This window comes from Pelatocladus sp. (assembly GCF_059505505.1).
Genome location: NZ_JCACKS010000229.1, coordinates 1 through 18,222, shown reverse-complemented (window position 1 = coordinate 18,222; position 18,222 = coordinate 1). Strand labels below are relative to the sequence as shown.

Here is an 18,222-nt window from a genome sequence, read left to right as displayed (position 1 = left end):
TTTTATCTTTACAATCAGTACAATCAGTAAAAAAATAGCTTATTGATACAAGTCACGAAACATAAACACAATTTAAACCCTTACTAATTACTAATGATTAATGACTAATGACTAATCAAGTAAAAATATCAAATAATTTTACAAATGTTTTGGCAGAGAGTACCAAAGAAGAAGAACTTATGCAAGAAGTTTTTCTGATTCTGGAATATTTAACTACTAAAGAAGAAGCTACCGTAAAGCTGATATTTGATCGTCTTTATGATGTAGGTTCTTTTCACCTGATAAATAAAAAGTTTCGCTCTCGACCTGTCAAGAAAGTATTAAAATTTATCGCTAGGATGTCCAAGCCAGCATTTAGAATATTTGCTTGGCATTGGGTGAAAAAAAATTGTCCGCAATTGATTACTAATTGGCTACACCAACAGGTTACTTTTAGAAATCAATTTGTACAAAACACCGCAACAATTATTGAGCAAAAACTCCCTCCAGTTAGTTCTGTTTCAGAATTGGATGAGCAGAGTCGAGAAGTTAAATTTTTGCGTTCTCAGGTCAAATTGTTAACCCGGACTTTAATTGGGTTAATTGCTGTGTTTTTAGGTAGTTTAGTGTGGCTGAGTAATTACTTCACACCAGGGCGATCGCCATTACAAAACGTTGAACAATTACCGAACAAGTTAAAAGTTAAAAGTTAAAAGGCACTCATAAAGAAGAAATAAAAAAGGGTTTAAAGCCCCTAAATTTATTTATGAAAAAAAAGTAAAAATACTTTTTGAGAGACGCGCAGCGCGATAAAAAACGCGTCCGTTTTAAATCCCCTTAATTTATTTATGGGGATTTACTTTTTACTTTTATCTTTTTACTTTTTAAAGCCAATTACCATAAAAGAGGCTAACATTGCTACACAATAATAAAAAGGTCTTATTCTGTCAATGATCAACACGCCCATAACCTACCTATTCCGTTGCATTAGTAAGGGCTGGCTGTGGGTCTGACGATAATTTCGCTAACATCTACATCGTCAGGTTGCTCGATCGCAAATGCAATTGATCGAGCGATCGCTTCAGCAGGAATAGCTATCTTTCTGAACTCTTGCATTCCTTGTTTAGCGTTTTCATCACTGATGCTTTCAGCCAACTCAGATTCCGTGACTCCCGGAGAAATCACAGTCACTCGAATGTCACCTCCAACCTCTTGTCTCAAGCCTTCTGAGATCGCTCTAACAGCGAATTTGGTGGCACAGTAAACCGCCGCAGTTGGAGACACCGTGTGTCCACCAATCGAGGAAATATTAATAATTTGACCTGTTTTTTGTGCTTTCATGATGGGGAGTGCTGCTGCGATGCCATAGAGGACACCTTTGATATTGACATCGATCATTTGCTCCCACTCTTCAACTTTCAGTTGTTCGAGTGCTGATAGCGGCATGATACCAGCATTGTTAATAAGCACATCTACGCGACCAAACTTGCTCTGGGCAAATTGAATGAGCGCTTCGAGATGACTCCGTTGTGTCACATCAACAGCCTGGTATTCGGCTGTCCCACCTGTAGTGCGAATGTCGTTGACAATTGCTTCAAGGCGATCAGTGCGGCGTGATCCCAAAACCACTCGTGCGCCTTGATTCGCAAGCATACGGGCTGTAGCTTCACCAATCCCACTGCTGGCTCCCGTAATAACAATGATTTTTCCGTTTACGTTTGACATTAAGATTTCGTGTATAAATGGACAACGTTAAGAAAAAGTTAGACGACGTGCAGAACCATCATCTGCAAATTCTTGCTCTGCTTTACCTACAACTTCAACAATGACATTACGTGGGTGAGGAGTCCATTGTCCTTGTCTAGCTTGAATTTCTACTACTGTTTGTGTGTCTTCGACATACACCTGATAGGTTGTAGTTGAACAAGCACCATCACGATATGCGAAAGAATGTCCGTCGTCTTCATACAGCGTCCACTCGCCTGTACCTGGGGTAACTCGCAACCGGAGTTGATTGAGGGGTGACTCGCCTACATATTGCATTACCGGGCCAAGGGGAATTATTGAGCCAGCACGGATGTACATAGGCATTTTTTCGATTGGTGCATCAGCAAGAATATAGGTTGAGCCTGCGTAAGCTTCCCCTGTCCACCAGTCGTACCAAGTTCCTGCTGGTAGGTAAACCAGGCGTTTTTCTACCCCTGGTCGGTAGACGGGTGCTGCCATCAGGGATGAACCTAAAAGTACTTGGTCGTATAATTCGTAGGTTTTCGGATCGTCAAAATAATGATATAGCAGAGGTCGCAGAACAGGCGCACCTGTGGTCGCTGCTTCCCAGAACAAAGTGTATATATAAGGTAGTAATCTGTAACGCAATTCAATATATTGACGACAGATTTCTTCTACTTGCGCGCCAAATTCCCAGGGTTCATGGCGCTTAGTGTTAATCATTGAGTGAGCGCGCATAAACGGATACAAGATTCCTGCTTGCATCCATCGCAAAAACAATTCTGGCGTGGCATCGCCCGCAAATCCCCCAATGTCAGCCCCGACAAATGCTACACCAGATAAGCCCAAATTACAGAGCATCGGTAGGGACATTTCCAAATATTCCCAGAGTGAGTGATTATCTCCTGTCCATACCGCCGACCATTTTTGTACACCTGCGTAACCAGAACGGGTTAAGACAAAAGTACGCGATCGCTCTCTCAATTTTTCCACTGCTTCTCGACACGCACGAGCCATCATTAAGCCGTACAAGTTATGAGTTTCTGTGTAAGTGGCGCGTTCGCGTAGCGGCTCCTTTGGAGCATCGCTTGGTGAACCACTCGGTGCATCCATCGGGAAAAATATTTTTTGTCCCCCCTCATCTCCAAAGGGGCGATCGTTCATAGCTGGTTCATTCATATCATTCCAAATTCCAGCCACGCCAATATCAGTTAAGTTACGGTGCAAATCTCCCCACCACTGACGCACCTCTGGACGCAAAAAGTCTGGGAAAACAGCCCGACCCGGCCAAACGTAACCGTGAAAGACTTTACCGTCAGCCCTGCGAATAAAGTAATCCTTTTCTAGCCCTTGATCATAGACGGCGTAATCTGCTTGTGGCTCAAATTTCACTCCCGGATCAATAATAGTAACTACTTTGACGCCATCTTCAGCTAACTCACTGAGTAATTTCTTCGGGTCTGGAAATCGTCTGGGATTCCACGTAAATACTCGGTAGCCAAACATGTAGTCAATATCTAAATGAATAACATCGCAAGGAATCCGACGCTGACGCAATTGCTGTACTAATTGGCGAACTTCTGTTTCTGAGTCGTAACTCCAACGACATTGATGATAACCGAGCGCCCATTGTGGCGGTAGTTGCATTCGCCCTGTTAATTGAGTGTAAGTATCAACGATTTCTGCGGGATCGGGACTGTAAATAATGTAATAGTCCAGTTCTCCACCCAGGGTTTCTAAGCGCAAAATATCCGGTTGGTCAACACCAACATCAAAGCGACTCCAAAAAGTCGTGTTAAAAAACAAACCATAGCCTATCTCCGGACGCAACGCCATAAAAAACGGAATGGCTTGGTACATTGCATCGGTTTGGACATTATAATCTAAGCTATCGGTTGCCCAATTGGTGAGACGCTTACCTTTTTGATTGAATAATCCTGTACGTTCCCCAAAACCATAATAATTTTCTTCTGCTTCAATCTTTTTCCAGCAAGCAACTTGAGACTTACCTGTTCCCATTTGTCGCCAACCGATCCCTAAGCCTATATCTTGGCCAAAAGGACGACCTGCTTTGTCAAAAAACTGGACTCGACAAGGATGACGCTGGACGGATAAGCGAATTTTTTCAGTTTCTATAATTACCTCTTCGGCTGTTTCTTGGATATCAAAAGATACAACAGCCCATTCCTCATCTTTGGGTACTACAGCCCAAGAACGCCTCGGTCTAAATTCTCCTGTGGGTGAAAAGCGTACACGAATGAGGTTAGAAGCAACTATATAGAGAGACAGGCGACCAATACCACAGTCAAAATCTATACTTTGCTGCTGATGTTGGATATTTTCAACAGATGCGATCGCATTCCATGCAGGTTCACGGGTGGGTAATTCTCCGGCAAATTCTGGCATATTTATTAGCTGTAGATGCGGACGAGGTAATTATCGACGTTAATCACAATTTAATTACCGTAGATAAAACTAGCTCAACTTTTATCCACCCACGGGAAGTATTTTTATACTTCCCTTCTATTTTCCCACTTCTTCTAATGTCCTTCTTCTAGAACATCCTCAAGCAAAGAGGCTAATTCTTGATTTAATCTACCCGATCGCACAAACTCCGCGTAGGTATCTGCTTCTACAGCTAGTAACTCCATTCGGAATTGTTCAGCAGTGAAGTCTCGCAGATTGGGATACTCATTGTGTAATTTATCAATTTTTTCCTCTAAACGCTGAAGTTCGCCTTTGATTAAAGTTTCCTGATAGCGGTAAAATTCCGGCTCAAGTCCTGGACGTTCTTCTACTTGTCTCAAGTATTCTAATACACGTTTGATCGCACTCTGACGAGCAATGAATTCTAAATATTCCTGTCGCAAAGGCTGATCGCCCAGGAGTTTGAGTTTTTCTAGCAAAGGCTTAGTAGTTAATCCCTGGACTAACAAAGTAAATAAAACTACTCCAAATACGGTGTTAATCAAGTCTTCTCGTTCCGCCAGCATATTCGGTACACTCAACGCCAAAGCAATCGAGACAGAACCGCGTAGACCTCCCCACCAGAGTACAGTTTGTTCTGGTAAGGGAATATTGGAATTAGCAAGACGATTACTAACGAAACCTAAACCGTAAACTGCGATCGCTCTTGCTAAAACCATTCCGGCGATCGTCACACCAATCATTGTCAGATTTTCTGCTAAGTCGGCAAATTGGACTTGATCTCCAATCAACAGAAACACAATAGAATTGACAAAAAAAGCTAAAAAATCCCAAAATTCACTGACAATCACCCGTGTTCGTGGGTTCATACCAATGCGGGAACCAAAGTTACCCAAAATTAAGCCAATGGTGACAACTGCAATTACACCCGATCCGCCTAATTCTTCGGCAATAATGTAAGTTCCGTAAGCAGAGACAAGAGTTAAAGACTGTTCTACGAGTGGTAAATCAAATCTTTGGGTGAGATAGGAAATCCCAAAACCAATCAAACCACCCACAGCTAAACCAATCCCAACAACACTTAATAGTTGCACCACCAAAGGCTGAATTCTCAGTTCTACTGTTCCCAAAGGTAATGCAACTAAAAAGCTAAAGGCAACAACTGCCATACCATCATTAAATAAGCTTTCGCCTTCCATCAACGTTGTCAGGCGTTTATCTACTCCTAATTCTCTAAACAAAGCTGTAACCGAAACAGGATCGGTAGCAGATAAACTTGCTCCCACTAACAATGCTGTTGTTAACGGGATTCCTGCTAAGAGATTCAAACCCAGCGTTACACCTGCAATAGAAATCAGTACTCCTATGACTGCATAGAGACAGATAGGAATGAAGTCTCGCTTTAAGTTAGACCATTTCAAGTTCCAAGCGGCTTCAAATAATAAAGGTGGCAGAAAAATTGCCAAAATTAAGTCTGGAGACAGATTGACTAATCTCACATCCACCAGTGCTAATCCCAATCCAGCAATTACCAAAAGTAATGTGTAGGGAATATGGCGAAACCAGCTAAAAACTTGCGGTAAAGTCGCCACAGTTAAAGAAACCGACAGTACTAAAAGAAATTGCTTTAAATTGTGTTCTATACCGACTCCACCGACAGCAGATTCTATTGTCATAATGCTATTTCTATTCAGGTTGACATTTTTCCTCACCATAAACAATAGACTGCTTATGTGAGTTTTGGTAACGATCAAGACGGTTCAGTGAAAGCCAAAACCAGGTAAACTGACGGTTGTTCCCTGAATGTACTGATATCTAATGAATACTGACAATATCCATGATCTGACGATCGCCTTAGTAACTGGTGCAAACAAAGGATTAGGGTTTGAAATCAGTCGTCAACTTGCCCAAAAAGGAATTCTGGTTTTGCTAGCAGCCCGCGATCCCCAAAAGGGAACCGAAGCTGCGGATAAACTACAATCAGAAGGACTTGATGTTGAGTTTATCAAGCTTGATGTTAGCAACTCTGCAAGCATCACAACCGCAGATCAACAAATTCGCGATCGCTTCGGGAAGCTGGACATTTTGGCGAAGGCTACGAGTCGAAAATCTTCAAGCTGAACCAATATCCCGCCTGGAACTAAAGTTCCAGGCTAATAGCTTAAGTCCACTCAAGTGGACTAAATCGAATTTCTCTATGAGTCCTATGAAGAGGACTTTCGCTATTAGACTCGGAATTTATTCCGAGGCGGGATAAATACACTGCACCAAGATTTGTGTGTACACCGTAGTGCGAAAGGGAGGGGTAAATTCTGACAAACGTAGGTTTTTAATAAAGCAATGAGTGGTGACTGTAAAACTAACGGAATAATCATCGTTTCATAAATTCTTACACCCCTACACCCTTATACCCCTACACCCTAAAACCAGTATTTTCTGGGCAAAGTGTAAAAAACCTACACCCGTCAGAGGGGTAAATTCGGGAGCAACTTCACTAAGAAAAATACATTATTCTCTACCACACAGGTGAACATTTTGACAATAAAGATGTTAAAGTAACACCCTATATAACGTCTATATATCTTTAACTGCTCCGAAAAATTATTTTTCCTTCCCTAAACTTTTGTTCCAAATATGAAAAAATTTAAATCGCTCAAATGGTTCCCTCACCCAAATGCATGGCTGAACGCCTTGATATTATCGGTAGTGATGACTGGGTTTGTCACTATGATCAAGCGCGATCAGGACTTATGGTTCAACTTAGCTAAATGGTCACAAAGACCTGAGTCAGCAACACTGTTGACGATCTTTACACTGATATTACCCATCCCAGCGATCGCTTTTCTACATCACTTTTTTTTCAGTCGCTTTCTTCCCAGCATCCCAGGAGAAAAAGCCAATATAATTCAAGGATTTTTCCCTGGATTAGTCAGTTGGAGAGAAAGTTTATATAGCTGGTTGGTACTTATTTTATCGACACTGACAGCTATTGTAATTTGTACTCCTCTTTTGCCTTTATTTCAGTTGAACTATAGTCAAGTTATTGCTGAATCCGGTCAGCATTACAGCAAAATCAAAGCTGTTTTCGCGATTATTTGGATGATTAGTGCTGCTGCTTTTTATCAGGTCGAGTATTTATTTAAGTGTCGTTTGGTTTTTGGTAACAGTGTTAGTGTGGAAACTGAAAACTTAAATGTCTCGGTTGCGGATACAGTTCCAAGTAATAGTCCGCAATCACAAGTTGATGTTACTGAAATACCCAAAACTGAAGAAGTTGTAAAAAAGAAATCGGGTTTCTTCAGTCTTAATAAAAAATATAGTAAAACATCAAGACAAATATTCACATTTGTTTTGATACCCTTGGTGGGTTTATGGTTATACTCATTTGCTAAATTGCCAGAATTTAGACAAAGCGTAAACGCAAATATATCTGTTCAAAATCCATCAAAACTCACTGCTAATGAAGCCCAACCGAAAGATAATTATCTCAAAGCAGTTAACCAAGCTAAACGTACAGCGAAGCTGGCAAAATTAGCACAATCTGAAGACGAGTGGCGGATAGTTGTGGAAAATTGGAACGAAGCGATCGCTATTTTGAAGACGGTACCATACACCAGTTCTAATTATGGGATTGCTCAACAAAAAATTATACAATATCAAATTCATCGAGATTTTGCTCAACAATATGCCATTGGCAGCAATTAAAATTTTATAAGGTTTATAAGCAGCTAAAAAGCAAATTCATATAGCATTCCCAAATCATTCATAAACAATTAAGATCCCCGACTTCGCATGAGTTGTTGGGGATTTTATCTATCAATTTTTACAATTCATTTAGAGGATGTTTGAAAAGTCCTCTTGTCGGTAGCAAAGTGAAATGGTATAAAATCAAAAAACAAAATAAAAAAATTCCCCTAGAAGCGCTAATTGAATAAGCGTGTAAAATTTATCATGAATTTAATTTATTTTCTGCTGCGTTCTTCTTGGGGTATGGTGGCGATCGCGATCGCGACTGGATTCCTCAGTGGTGGTAGCAGTGCTGGTCTTATTGCCTTAATTAGTCATACTGCGAGTCGTAACCTCAGTTCGTCTTTTATAAGTATAATCTGGGCTTTTATCGGACTGGCTGTAGTTGCACTTGTTACCAGCATCGTCTCTCAAGTGATGTTGATTCGCCTATCTCAAAATGCAGTTTTGCAGTTACGGATGCGCTTGAGTCGTCAAATTCTCTCTTCTGAGTTGAGTCATTTAGAACGGCTAGGAAGCCCCCGACTACTAGCAACCCTGACTGAGGACGTGCAGGCGGTTGCTGATGGCGTCTATCAAATGCCTTTCCTATTTATGAATCTGGCGATCATCTTAGGTTGTGTAGTTTACATCACCTGGTTATCCTGGATAGTACTTGTAATGGTTGCAGGACTTGCAGTAGTGGCAATTGCCAGTTGTCAGTGGCTACTAAATAGGGGAGAAAAACTGCTAGCCCTCGCGCGTGATGATCAAGATGTACTGTTTAAAGATTTCCGTACTATCACTGAAGGAATTAAGGAACTAAAACTACACTATAAGCGGCGGCAAGTCTTCCTAGATAAAAAACTCAAATCCACTGCAACTACTTACCGTCTTCACAATGTTGGTGGTCTGACATTTTTTGCCATCACTACTAGCTGGGGTCAACTTGTCTTCTTTTTTGCTATGGGTTTTGTGATCTTTGCCTTGCCTAATATACTTACTCTTAACCCCCAAACTCTTTCTGGCTACATCTTGACCCTCACCTATTTGATGCTGCCAATGGACAATATTATTAGTAAATTGCCTGAATTAAGCAAAGCCAGCATTGCATTACAAAAAATAGAATCTTTAGGGTTATCTCTTGCTAGTCGAGCCGAAACTTCAACAGCACCAGCCATTGTCAAGACTTCCTGGCACAGCTTACAACTCAAGCATGTAACTCATACTTACCACACAGCAGAAGAAGATAATAGCTTTATTTTAGGCCCAATCGATTTGACACTTTATCCTAAAGAACTTGTATTTATAGTCGGGGGAAACGGTAGCGGTAAATCGACTTTAGCTAAACTCATTACTGGACTTTATATACCTGAAACTGGAGAAATCAGACTCGATGGAGAGTTAATTAGTGAACAAAATCGCGAATGGTATCGTCAGTTTTTTTCTGTAGTGTTCGCTGATTTTTATTTATTTGATGAACTGTGGGGATTAGAAAATTCCGATTTAGATTATAAAGTTCAAGATTACCTCAAGCTTTTACAGTTAGAGCATAAAGTTAAAGTTAAAAATGGAAAACTTTCCACCACTTCTCTCTCACAAGGACAGCGTAAAAGATTAGCCTTGCTGACAGCATATATAGAAAACAGACCAATTTATTTATTTGACGAATGGGCAGCCGACCAAGACCCAGCATTCAAAGAAATATTTTACACAGAACTGCTACCAAAACTCAGAGAACAAGGCAAAACAGTTCTAGTAATTAGCCACGATGATCGCTATTTTCATTTAGCAGATCGAATCATCAAACTTGAATACGGTCAAATAGAATTTGATAAAAATCACTCACATTATTAAGAAAAGGGGAGCGGGAATTAGGGATCAGGGATTGGGGACTAGGGAAGGGGGAAAATAAGTAATCATCAATGACCAAACAAGGCAAAAGTAAAAAGTTAAAAGGCAAAAGTAAAAGAATTAAATCGGTCTCAAGAAAGCGAATTTGTTCATGGAAAAGAAGATAAAAATTTGTTACTCTACCCTTCGGGAACGCTAGGAGCTAACGAGAAGGCTTCGCCTACGAGACGCATAGCGCAAGAAACAATGCGTCCTTGTTAAATACCCTTTCTTTAGATATGGGGATTCTCTTTTTACTTTTTACTTTTTACAAATCACGACCTCAACTAATTACCTAAATTTGTACCGACTTATTTATGACAGAAATCCTATTACCTTTAGTACTTCTATCTTTATTAATTTGGATCGGATTGTTAACCTTGTGGGGGCAATTTTGGCGTACAGATCAGCAATTAAATGTCACAGAAACTCAGTTAGAAAAATTACCATCGGTTTGTGCAGTTATCCCAGCGCGTAACGAGGCTGATTTGTTGCCAAAAACATTGCGATCGCTCCTTTGTCAAAACTACCCTGGCTCATTTAATATCTTTTTGGTAGATGACCAAAGTACAGACGGAACTGCTGAAGTTGCTCAACAAACTGCCCAAGCTTTAAACAAAAATCAACAATTACACGTTATTACTGCCGAACCATTATCTCCTGGTTGGAGTGGTAAACTTTGGGCAATGGAACAAGGTATTAACAAAGCGATCGCAACACTCGAACCAGATTACTTGCTGCTAACTGATGCAGATATTGAACATGACGTAGCCAATCTTCACCAACTAATTACCAAAGCTGAACAGGAAGATTTAGAACTTGTTTCCCTGATGGTACAACTCAGATGTGAAAACTTTTGGGAAAAACTTATGATTCCGGCTTTTGTGTTTTTCTTTCAAAAACTTTACCCCTTTAGCTGGGTAAATAATCCTAAAAAAACAACAGCTGCTGCTGCGGGAGGTTGTATCCTCGTACGCAAAGCAACACTCAAACGCATCGGTGGTATGCAAGTAATTCGCCAAGCATTAATTGACGATTGCGCTCTTGCTCATGCCGTCAAATCAGGCTTTACCCAATCTCAGGATAGTGGCGATCGCACAAAATCACAACAAAACACAATTTCTTCCTCACACTCCTCCTCAAAAATCTGGCTAGGACTAAGTTCTTCAACTCACAGTCTACGTCCCTATTTATCACTGTCTCCAATTTGGGATATGGTTGCTCGTACAGCCTTTACTCAACTCAACTACTCGCCATTGTTGTTAATTGGAACCCTATTTGCAATGATCTTGGTTTACATAATTCCACCTTTGGGTTTCATTATCGGTGCTTTGACAGGAAATTGGTTAGTTGCACTCACAGGTTTATCAGCATGGTTGCTAATGAGTTTGGCTTATTTACCAATGATTCGTTTTTATAGATGTCCTGTTTGGTTAACTTTTTGTTTACCGATCATTGCCTTTCTCTATAATTTAATGACTATAGACTCAGCACTGCGTTATTGGCAAGGAAGAGGCGGCGCTTGGAAAGGAAGGGTTTATAAAGTGTGACGTGTCCCCCTTCCCTTCGGTGTCTTTGCGTCCCTACTGATACCCTGCTGCTTGCAAATAAAACAGCCTCGCGTACCTCCCCCCATTCTGCAATAACTCATCATGATTTCCCTCTTCTACCACTTCCCCAGCTTCTATTACCAAAATTTTGTCAGCCATCCGCACTGTCGAAAAACGGTGAGAGATTAAAAACACCATCTGATTTTTAGTTAAAGCGCGAAAATGATTGAAAATCTCATACTCAGCTTGAGCATCCATCGCTGATGTCGGCTCATCCAAGACTACTATATCTGCGTTAGTTCGCATAAAAGCACGGGCGAGGGCAATTTTCTGCCATTGTCCTCCAGAAAGTTCCTGTCCGCCTTTGAACCACTTACCCAATTGCGTAGTGAAACCTGTAGGTAATTTTTCAATAAAAGGTAGCGCCATACCTTTTTCAGCAGCAATTTCCCACAATTCCCTATCTTCCATCCGTTCCACGTCACCCACACCGATGTTCTCTCCTACCGTAAATTGGTAGCGGACAAAGTTCTGGAAAATTACACCGATGCGTTGTCGCAACACCTCCACATCCCACTGTTGCAAGTCTAAGCCATCTAGTAAAATCCTGCCGGAACTGGGGTTGTAGAGTCGAGTCAGTAGTTTAATTAAAGTAGTTTTACCAGAACCGTTTTCACCGACAATCGCTAATTTATTTCCTGGTTTCAGGTGAAAAGAAATATTTGTCAATGCAGGTTGGGTACTTTCTGGATAGGTAAACGTAACATTTTCAAAGCGGATACCATCTCCAGGTTTTACACCTCTGGTTGCTTTCCCTCTTGGTTGTGGTACTTCCTCCTCTAGAAATTCATAAAGATTAGAAAGATATAAATTGTCTTCGTACATTCCCCCGATGGAAGTTAAAGCACCAGAAAAAGTCATCTGTCCTTGGCGAAATACGGTGAGATACATCGTCATATCACCTAGAGAAATTCTCCCCGCAACGGTTTCCAGTACAATCCAAGCGTAGGCGACATAAAAAGCGGCGGTACTTAGCAAACTTAGCAAGTATCCCCACATTCCTCGCCGGATTGTTAAGTTGCGGTCTTCATCGTAGAGTTGATAGAAGATATTGCGGTAACGTTCCAGCAACATCTCTCCCAATTGGTAGAGTTTGACTTCCTTGGCGAAATCTTCTCTAGCAGCCAAGGTTTCTAAATAATGCTGCTGGCGAGTTTCCGGTGCGCGCCAACGAAACAAGCGAAAGGCTTCCCCCGCAAATCTAGTTTCGGCAACGAATGCAGGCATGGCTGCTAAGATTAGTACAACCACTGCCCAAATTGAAAATTTGATTAACAGAACGCCATAAGTTAACAGTGAAAGGGCGCTTTGTACCAAGCCAAAGGTACGGTTGACTAGCGAAAGTGGACGAATGGAAGCTTCTCGGCGAGCGTTTGTGAGTTTATCATAAAATTCCGAGTCTTCAAATTGTGTCAGTTCCAGAGTGAGGGCTTTTTCCAAGATTAATTCATTCACCCGTTGACCGAGTAACACCCGCAACAACGATTGACAAATTGTTAATCCCCTCTGGCTAAAAGCAAGTAAAGCTACAGCGATCGCTTCTATTCCCACATAAATCAGAGGATGAGAGTGATTGACAATATCATTAGTTTGTGTATTATTTTGAGACGCAAAAACTACCGCATCAACAATTAACTTACCGATGTAAGCTACAGCTGCTGGTAACAAACCAGCCACCAGAGTTAAAGTTGCCAGAATAATTGTCAGAGAGTGATTAGTATTCCATACCAAAGCGATCGCTCGTCCACTATAGCGAAATACCGCCAGGGATTGGCGCAGGGCGTTACGTCTTTTACGAAGAGTCCTCATTATTATTTGTATAACGCAAATCGCCCGCAGTTGACTATATTTAGTGGTTTTCCATTAGACCTCTTGCAAAAATATTTTTACCCCACCCTAACCCTCTCCGTTTACGGCTACGGTGTACACACAAGTCAAAATTTTTCATGTTGAAACTGTATCCCGCCTAGAACTAAAGTTCCAGGCTCATAGCGAAAGTCCACTCAAGTGGACTGGAACAAACTTTTCTTTTCTTTGAGTCCTCTGAAGAGGACTTGCGCTATGAGACTTGGAATTTATTCCGAGGCGGTACAGATGCGCTCTTTCTTGTTTGTTGTGAATGGGTTCTCGTTAATAAACAACGTTGAAACGTTTTGAACAAACGCTTTAATGTTCTCTATGGATGAAAGAACGTTAATAAACAACGTTGAAACGTTTTGAACAAACGCTTTGATGTTCTCTATGGATGAGAGAACGTCAATAAGCAACGTTGAAACGTTTTGAACAAACGCTTTGATGTTCTCTATGGATGAAAACAAACAATTTTTGTGAGCGATGCGAATTTGAAGAGTGCGTAGACGTGTATAGCAGTTCTCGGTTGTGTCCAATACGTACCCCAGTACCCCACCCCTTAATCCCCTAAGCGCTTGCGCTTAGGGGATTAAGGGGTGGGGTTCCGACTGTATTGCAATCGAGTCAGAAGTGCTATAGTCGCTTTTCGACTGGGCGATCGCTCATCAATAAAACAATTCTGCAACTCCAAATACATCAGATTCCCGACTTCTTTAAGGACACAGCTAAGTCGTGGAGTAATACGTACGTTAAGAAATATCAAAATCTTTGAAAATCTCGTCAATGACAAAGGATAAAGAATTAGATCTTTATGACCACTGGGCAAACTAAAAGCAACACTGATGGTGAGCGTATAAAAAAACTCACCAGTGATTAAAAATAATTTTGAGGGTCTGCAAATGATCAAAACAAGTTACGCATTTGACCAAGCGATATTACCCGCTGGCTCTTCATTAAAGACTAATGTGTTACTCCGTTTTCGTGCTGACATACCTGAGTCTGGGCGACGTGATCTTAACCTATCTCTTGTAATAGATCGTTCTGGCTCTATGGCAGGCGCTCCCTTGTTTCATGCGCTCAAAGCTGCTGAATCTGTAGTAGAGCAACTTGAGGCAAACGATATTCTTTCAGTAGTTGTTTACGATGATACAGTAGATACCGTTGTCCCACCCCAGCCTGTAGCCAACAAATCTGCATTGAAAAATTCTATAAATAAGGTGAAAGCAGGAGGTATTACCAATTTATCTGGGGGATGGCTCAAAGGTTGCGAATATGTGAAACAGCAACTTAATCCGCAAAAAATCAACCGTGTGCTGCTGCTGACCGATGGTCACGCTAACATGGGTATTCAAGATCCTAAAATACTCACAGCAACAGCAGGGCAAAAAGCTGAGGAAGGTATTATCACAACTACATTAGGTTTTGCTCAGGGTTTCAATGAGGATCTGCTGATTGGTATGGCCAGAGCCGCTAGTGGCAACTTCTACTTTATTCAAAGCATTGATGAAGCAGCCGAAGTCTTCAGTATTGAGCTAGATAGTCTCAGAGCAGTCGTAGGTCAAAACTTGAAAGTAACGCTTGAGTTGGCTGATGGAGTTAATCTCGTTGATGTCTTAAGTCTTGCTAAATTTGACCAAAATAACATTGGTCAACCTGTGATTAGTTTAGGGGAACTTTACGAGGGTGAAGACAAACTTTTGGGTTTAAGTCTGGAGATTCCTGCTGCTCAAATAGGTCAATTACCTGTGATGAAACTGCATTACAGTGCTGATGTAGTACAAAATGACATCATTCAAAGCATGTCTGGTACAACAGATATTGTCGCCAAAGTTGGCACAGTTGAAGAATCAGCTTTTGCTTCTTCCAGCCATATCATCATTGATTTGAGCCGTCTGACTATTGCTAAGGCCAAAGAAATTGCCCTCGATCTAGCAGAGCATGGGAAACACCAAGAAGCCGAACAAACCCTACGCGCACTAGTCCAAGATCTGCGAAACAAAGGCTTGAACGAGAATTTTGAAATTGCTGAAGAGATAGATCAGCTGGAATATTTTGCAGGACGGATTGCCCAAAAAGCTTTAGGCAATGCTGGACGTAAAGAACTGCGAGATCAAACTTATCAGGCAATGACTCGCACTCGCAGTGATCTGGTGGGTCGTGGTGTGACTGCGGGCGATGAAATATACGCGATGCCAACAGTAAATAATGTTGGCTCAGGTGTTGAATTATACTGTGTTCGTGAAGGGGGTAAATTGCGAGTCAAAGTCATGTCCGATGGTTACGATGCAACTAAAAATGTTCAGTTTCCTAGAGCAATTCGTGCTGAGGGAGCGCATTATGTCGTTGAAGAAGTGGAACTTTCAACAGATGGCTCTTTCTATCGCGTATGTGGCAAAATTAACCGTTTTGCTAAACCTGGTGAAGCAGATATCTTTGTTGCTCGCCGACAATCAAAGCCTACTAATACTGGCAAAGCTGCCAAAGGCCCCGCCAGCGCTGCCGACCTACTTACCACTGACAGTGTAAATAATGGCATTCTAGTTCAGTGTGTTAAAGATGGCAGCAAGCTGCGCGCTAGAGTAGTGTCTGACGGATATGAACCTGATTGGAATATGCGTTTTCCTCGCTCAATTCGTGAGGAAGGAATGCTTTACGTCGTTGATGAAATCAAAATAGCTCCTGATGGCAAGTCTTATATTGCCTGTGGTGACATTAAGCGTTTTGTGCAACCCAACACCAGCAATTAAGTAGAATGAGAGGAGGGAGAGCATCCCAAATGTTCAAAAAACCCGCCTCATCGCAAGGAACCTAGTCTAAGTGGTCTCGCTGAACCAAGAATCTCCGAGTCTTCAGACCGGAGAGTGTCAAGGCGAGGAACTTATTGTTCCCCAGACCCCACATCAGTTAATTCTAAAATCTTTGCTGGCGTGAGTTCTTGCACATTATTCAAAACTATAGCTGCTCCTGCTTGCCGCAGAGTGTCAGCATAAGCGTCACGCCGTGCTGTTGTTTCCTGGACATGTGGTGGTAGTACACCCACACCAATCCAAGTTTTTTCGGGTTGAAGTGATGTCTGACGAGAACCTGCGTCCTGTCTACGCGCTTTCTCTACTGTATACATGTCAGCGACTGTATCTCCGACGTACACTATTAAAGACGAATTGTCAATCTTCTCTTCCAATAAGCGAACAGTAGCGAAAAGTCCCGTTGGATCTGGTTTTCCTGGTGCATCTTCCATAGCAATTAATACCGGAGATCGCAAACCCAGGCGACCTTGCAAAACATAGTTAGCAGAACCACGAGTCGCACCACTGAAAAATCCCCAAGCAATACCAGCTAAAGTCAGTTGTTCAAGATAGCTAGAACTTAACAATAAAGGTTCATCACAAATATAGCCAGTGAAATTTTCAGGTTCAGTACCTCGGTAACGAGATTGAAAAAAAGTAACGATATTTTTGTAGTCCAATTCCAATTGTGCGCGGAGCTGTCCTTGGGCTTCAAAATATCGGTATATTAACTCTTGGGATGCTTCCCAATCATTATTCCAAATTCCTTCAGACTTTAATTTGTCAATGTCTATTGGTGTAGGGCGATACTTACCTTGAGTGAAATTTTCAACAGTATCCGCGATCGCACGACGATAGGAACCACTCACATCGCGCACAACACCATCAATATCAAAAATCACAATTATGTTCATAGTTAGTTGTTAGTGGTTAGTTGTTAGTAGTTGGGGATGAATCAGTTATCAAATTAAACTGGTAACTGTTAACTGATTAGTTGTCCCTGATCCCCTCAATCAATTTGTCCACCTGGCAGGGATTGCGATAAAATAAGCGATCGCTGTTGTTAATCAGTATTGCCCAGAAATTTCGCGGAGGTGCGATTGTCAAAGTTCATTTTAAAAATTTTGTGGTTAGACGAAAACGTCGCCCTAGCGGTGGATCAGGTGGTAGGTAAAGGTACTAGTCCTTTGACAAAGTACTTTTTCTGGCCCAGAAATGACGCTTGGGAAGAACTAAAAAAAGAGCTAGAGTCAAAACACTGGATTACTGAGGTAGATCGGGTAGAGTTACTCAATAAAGCTACCGAAGTTATCAACTACTGGCAAGAGGAAGGTAGAAACCGCCCGATGTCAGAAGCACAAGGGAAATTTCCCGATGTTGCTTTCACAGGTAGCGCCTAGTACTGCTAGAACAGAGCTTTAATGGCCTAATAGTGTGTGAATTACCTGACCAGTATTTACATCCCACAATTTGATAGTGTGATCATCGCTACCAGTTGGCAAGATTTTACCGTCGGGACTGAAGGCGACTGTCAAAACTGCCCATGCATGACCACAAAGGCTGTAGTATGGGCAGTTTTCAAATTTTTTCTGGGTTTGGGTGTGAAGCGAAGACAAATCCCACAGACGAATTGTTCTGTCAAAACTAGTACTAGCAAGTAGTTGATTTTGAGGACTAAATGCAACAGCACTTACCTGTAACTGATGTCCAGCTAGAGTGAAAATTTCTGCACCTGTTGTGACATTCCAAAGTTTAATTGTTTTATCCCAACTACCACTAGCTAAAATCCCCTCAAGACTAAACGCAACTGATTTGACAGCGCTGGAGTGTCCCAAAAGGGTACAAATTTCTTCCAATGTCGTCAGATTCCATAATTTAATAGTTTTATCATCGCTTGCTGTTGCCAAAATATTTCCCTGGGGACTGAAAGCAAGTGATTTCACAGCTTGAGAATGTCCGGTTAAAGTAGATATGAATTTGTAGGTGTTTAAATCCCATAATTTAATAGTTTTATCATCATGACCACTGGCTAATATTTGACCATCAGCATTCATCGCAACAGAATTTACACTACTCAAACCAGTTGAATATCCAGTCAGAGTATGCAAACATTCTTGTACATGATTTTGATTTTTGCTTTGTTCAATGGCTGGTAGATTTGGAGGCGAATAGACCTCTTGCAAAATTATTTTATGGTATAGTTAAGGGTTTTGTATCATGTA

General features: G+C 41.4%; 12 protein-coding genes and 1 pseudogene. 7 read left to right on the top strand and 6 right to left on the bottom strand.

All coding sequences use genetic code 11. The annotated features are described in order from the left end of the window. The first annotated feature begins 107 nt into the window (after positions 1-107). Complete coding sequence (locus AC5JMK_RS21860; protein WP_096677496.1) at positions 108-692, top strand: hypothetical protein; 585 nt, start codon at positions 108-110, stop codon at positions 690-692. A gap of 274 nt (positions 693-966) precedes the next feature. Here AC5JMK_RS21860 and AC5JMK_RS21855 read toward each other — a convergent pair whose 3' ends face one another. The 3 genes from AC5JMK_RS21855 to AC5JMK_RS21845 all read right to left on the bottom strand — a co-directional run bounded on the left by AC5JMK_RS21855 (position 967) and on the right by AC5JMK_RS21845 (position 5,810). Then, positions 967-1,704, bottom strand: coding sequence for an SDR family oxidoreductase (locus tag AC5JMK_RS21855; protein WP_495911012.1), 738 nt, complete (start codon positions 1,702-1,704; stop codon positions 967-969). 27 nt (positions 1,705-1,731) lie between these two features. Next, the gene (locus AC5JMK_RS21850) at positions 1,732-4,113 is read right to left on the bottom strand and encodes a glycoside hydrolase family 31 protein (RefSeq protein WP_495911011.1); all 2,382 of its coding nucleotides are present in this window, start codon (positions 4,111-4,113) and stop codon (positions 1,732-1,734) included. 134 nt (positions 4,114-4,247) lie between these two features. Further along, positions 4,248-5,810 (bottom strand): Na+/H+ antiporter, encoded by a 1,563-nt coding sequence (locus AC5JMK_RS21845; protein WP_096677499.1) that lies wholly within the window; start codon positions 5,808-5,810, stop codon positions 4,248-4,250. 142 nt (positions 5,811-5,952) lie between these two features. Between AC5JMK_RS21845 and AC5JMK_RS21840 the strand changes: the two genes are divergently transcribed. From AC5JMK_RS21840 to AC5JMK_RS21825, 4 genes are all read left to right on the top strand, one after another. Continuing rightward, a complete protein-coding gene (locus AC5JMK_RS21840) occupies positions 5,953-6,255 on the top strand; it encodes an SDR family NAD(P)-dependent oxidoreductase (RefSeq protein WP_495911010.1) in 303 nt (100 codons plus the stop codon). Positions 6,256-6,768: 513 nt separating this feature from the next. After that, a complete protein-coding gene (locus AC5JMK_RS21835) occupies positions 6,769-7,839 on the top strand; it encodes a hypothetical protein (protein ID WP_096677500.1) in 1,071 nt (356 codons plus the stop codon). Positions 7,840-8,085: 246 nt separating this feature from the next. Next, positions 8,086-9,717, top strand: coding sequence for a cyclic peptide export ABC transporter (locus tag AC5JMK_RS21830; RefSeq protein ID WP_096677501.1), 1,632 nt, complete (start codon positions 8,086-8,088; stop codon positions 9,715-9,717). A 353-nt stretch (positions 9,718-10,070) separates the two neighbouring features. Further along, the gene (locus AC5JMK_RS21825) at positions 10,071-11,303 is read left to right on the top strand and encodes a glycosyltransferase (RefSeq protein ID WP_096677502.1); all 1,233 of its coding nucleotides are present in this window, start codon (positions 10,071-10,073) and stop codon (positions 11,301-11,303) included. Between the two features lie 33 nt (positions 11,304-11,336). Here the strand turns inward: AC5JMK_RS21825 and AC5JMK_RS21820 are convergent, their stop codons facing one another. Then, on the bottom strand, positions 11,337-13,172 hold the full coding sequence (locus tag AC5JMK_RS21820) for an ABC transporter ATP-binding protein (protein WP_096677503.1): 1,836 nt from the start codon (positions 13,170-13,172) through the stop codon (positions 11,337-11,339). 941 nt (positions 13,173-14,113) lie between these two features. Between AC5JMK_RS21820 and AC5JMK_RS21815 the strand changes: the two genes are divergently transcribed. Next, complete coding sequence (locus AC5JMK_RS21815; RefSeq protein WP_495911009.1) at positions 14,114-15,961, top strand: vWA domain-containing protein; 1,848 nt, start codon at positions 14,114-14,116, stop codon at positions 15,959-15,961. 131 nt (positions 15,962-16,092) lie between these two features. On the opposite strand, the gene AC5JMK_RS21810 is transcribed toward AC5JMK_RS21815, so the two are convergent. Then, positions 16,093-16,914 carry a TIGR01548 family HAD-type hydrolase gene (locus tag AC5JMK_RS21810; RefSeq protein ID WP_096677504.1) on the bottom strand — a complete coding sequence of 274 codons (822 nt, stop codon included), beginning with the start codon at positions 16,912-16,914 and terminating at the stop codon, positions 16,093-16,095. 186 nt (positions 16,915-17,100) lie between these two features. On the opposite strand from AC5JMK_RS21810, the gene AC5JMK_RS21805 reads away from it, so the two are divergent. After that, entirely contained in the window at positions 17,101-17,400 is a 300-nt protein-coding gene (locus AC5JMK_RS21805) for a 30S ribosomal protein PSRP-3 (protein WP_026081840.1), read from the top strand. A gap of 21 nt (positions 17,401-17,421) precedes the next feature. Here the strand turns inward: AC5JMK_RS21805 and AC5JMK_RS21800 are convergent. Next, positions 17,422-18,114: pseudogene (locus AC5JMK_RS21800) on the bottom strand (WD40 repeat domain-containing protein); the annotation flags it as partial. Positions 18,115-18,222 lie beyond the last annotated feature (108 nt).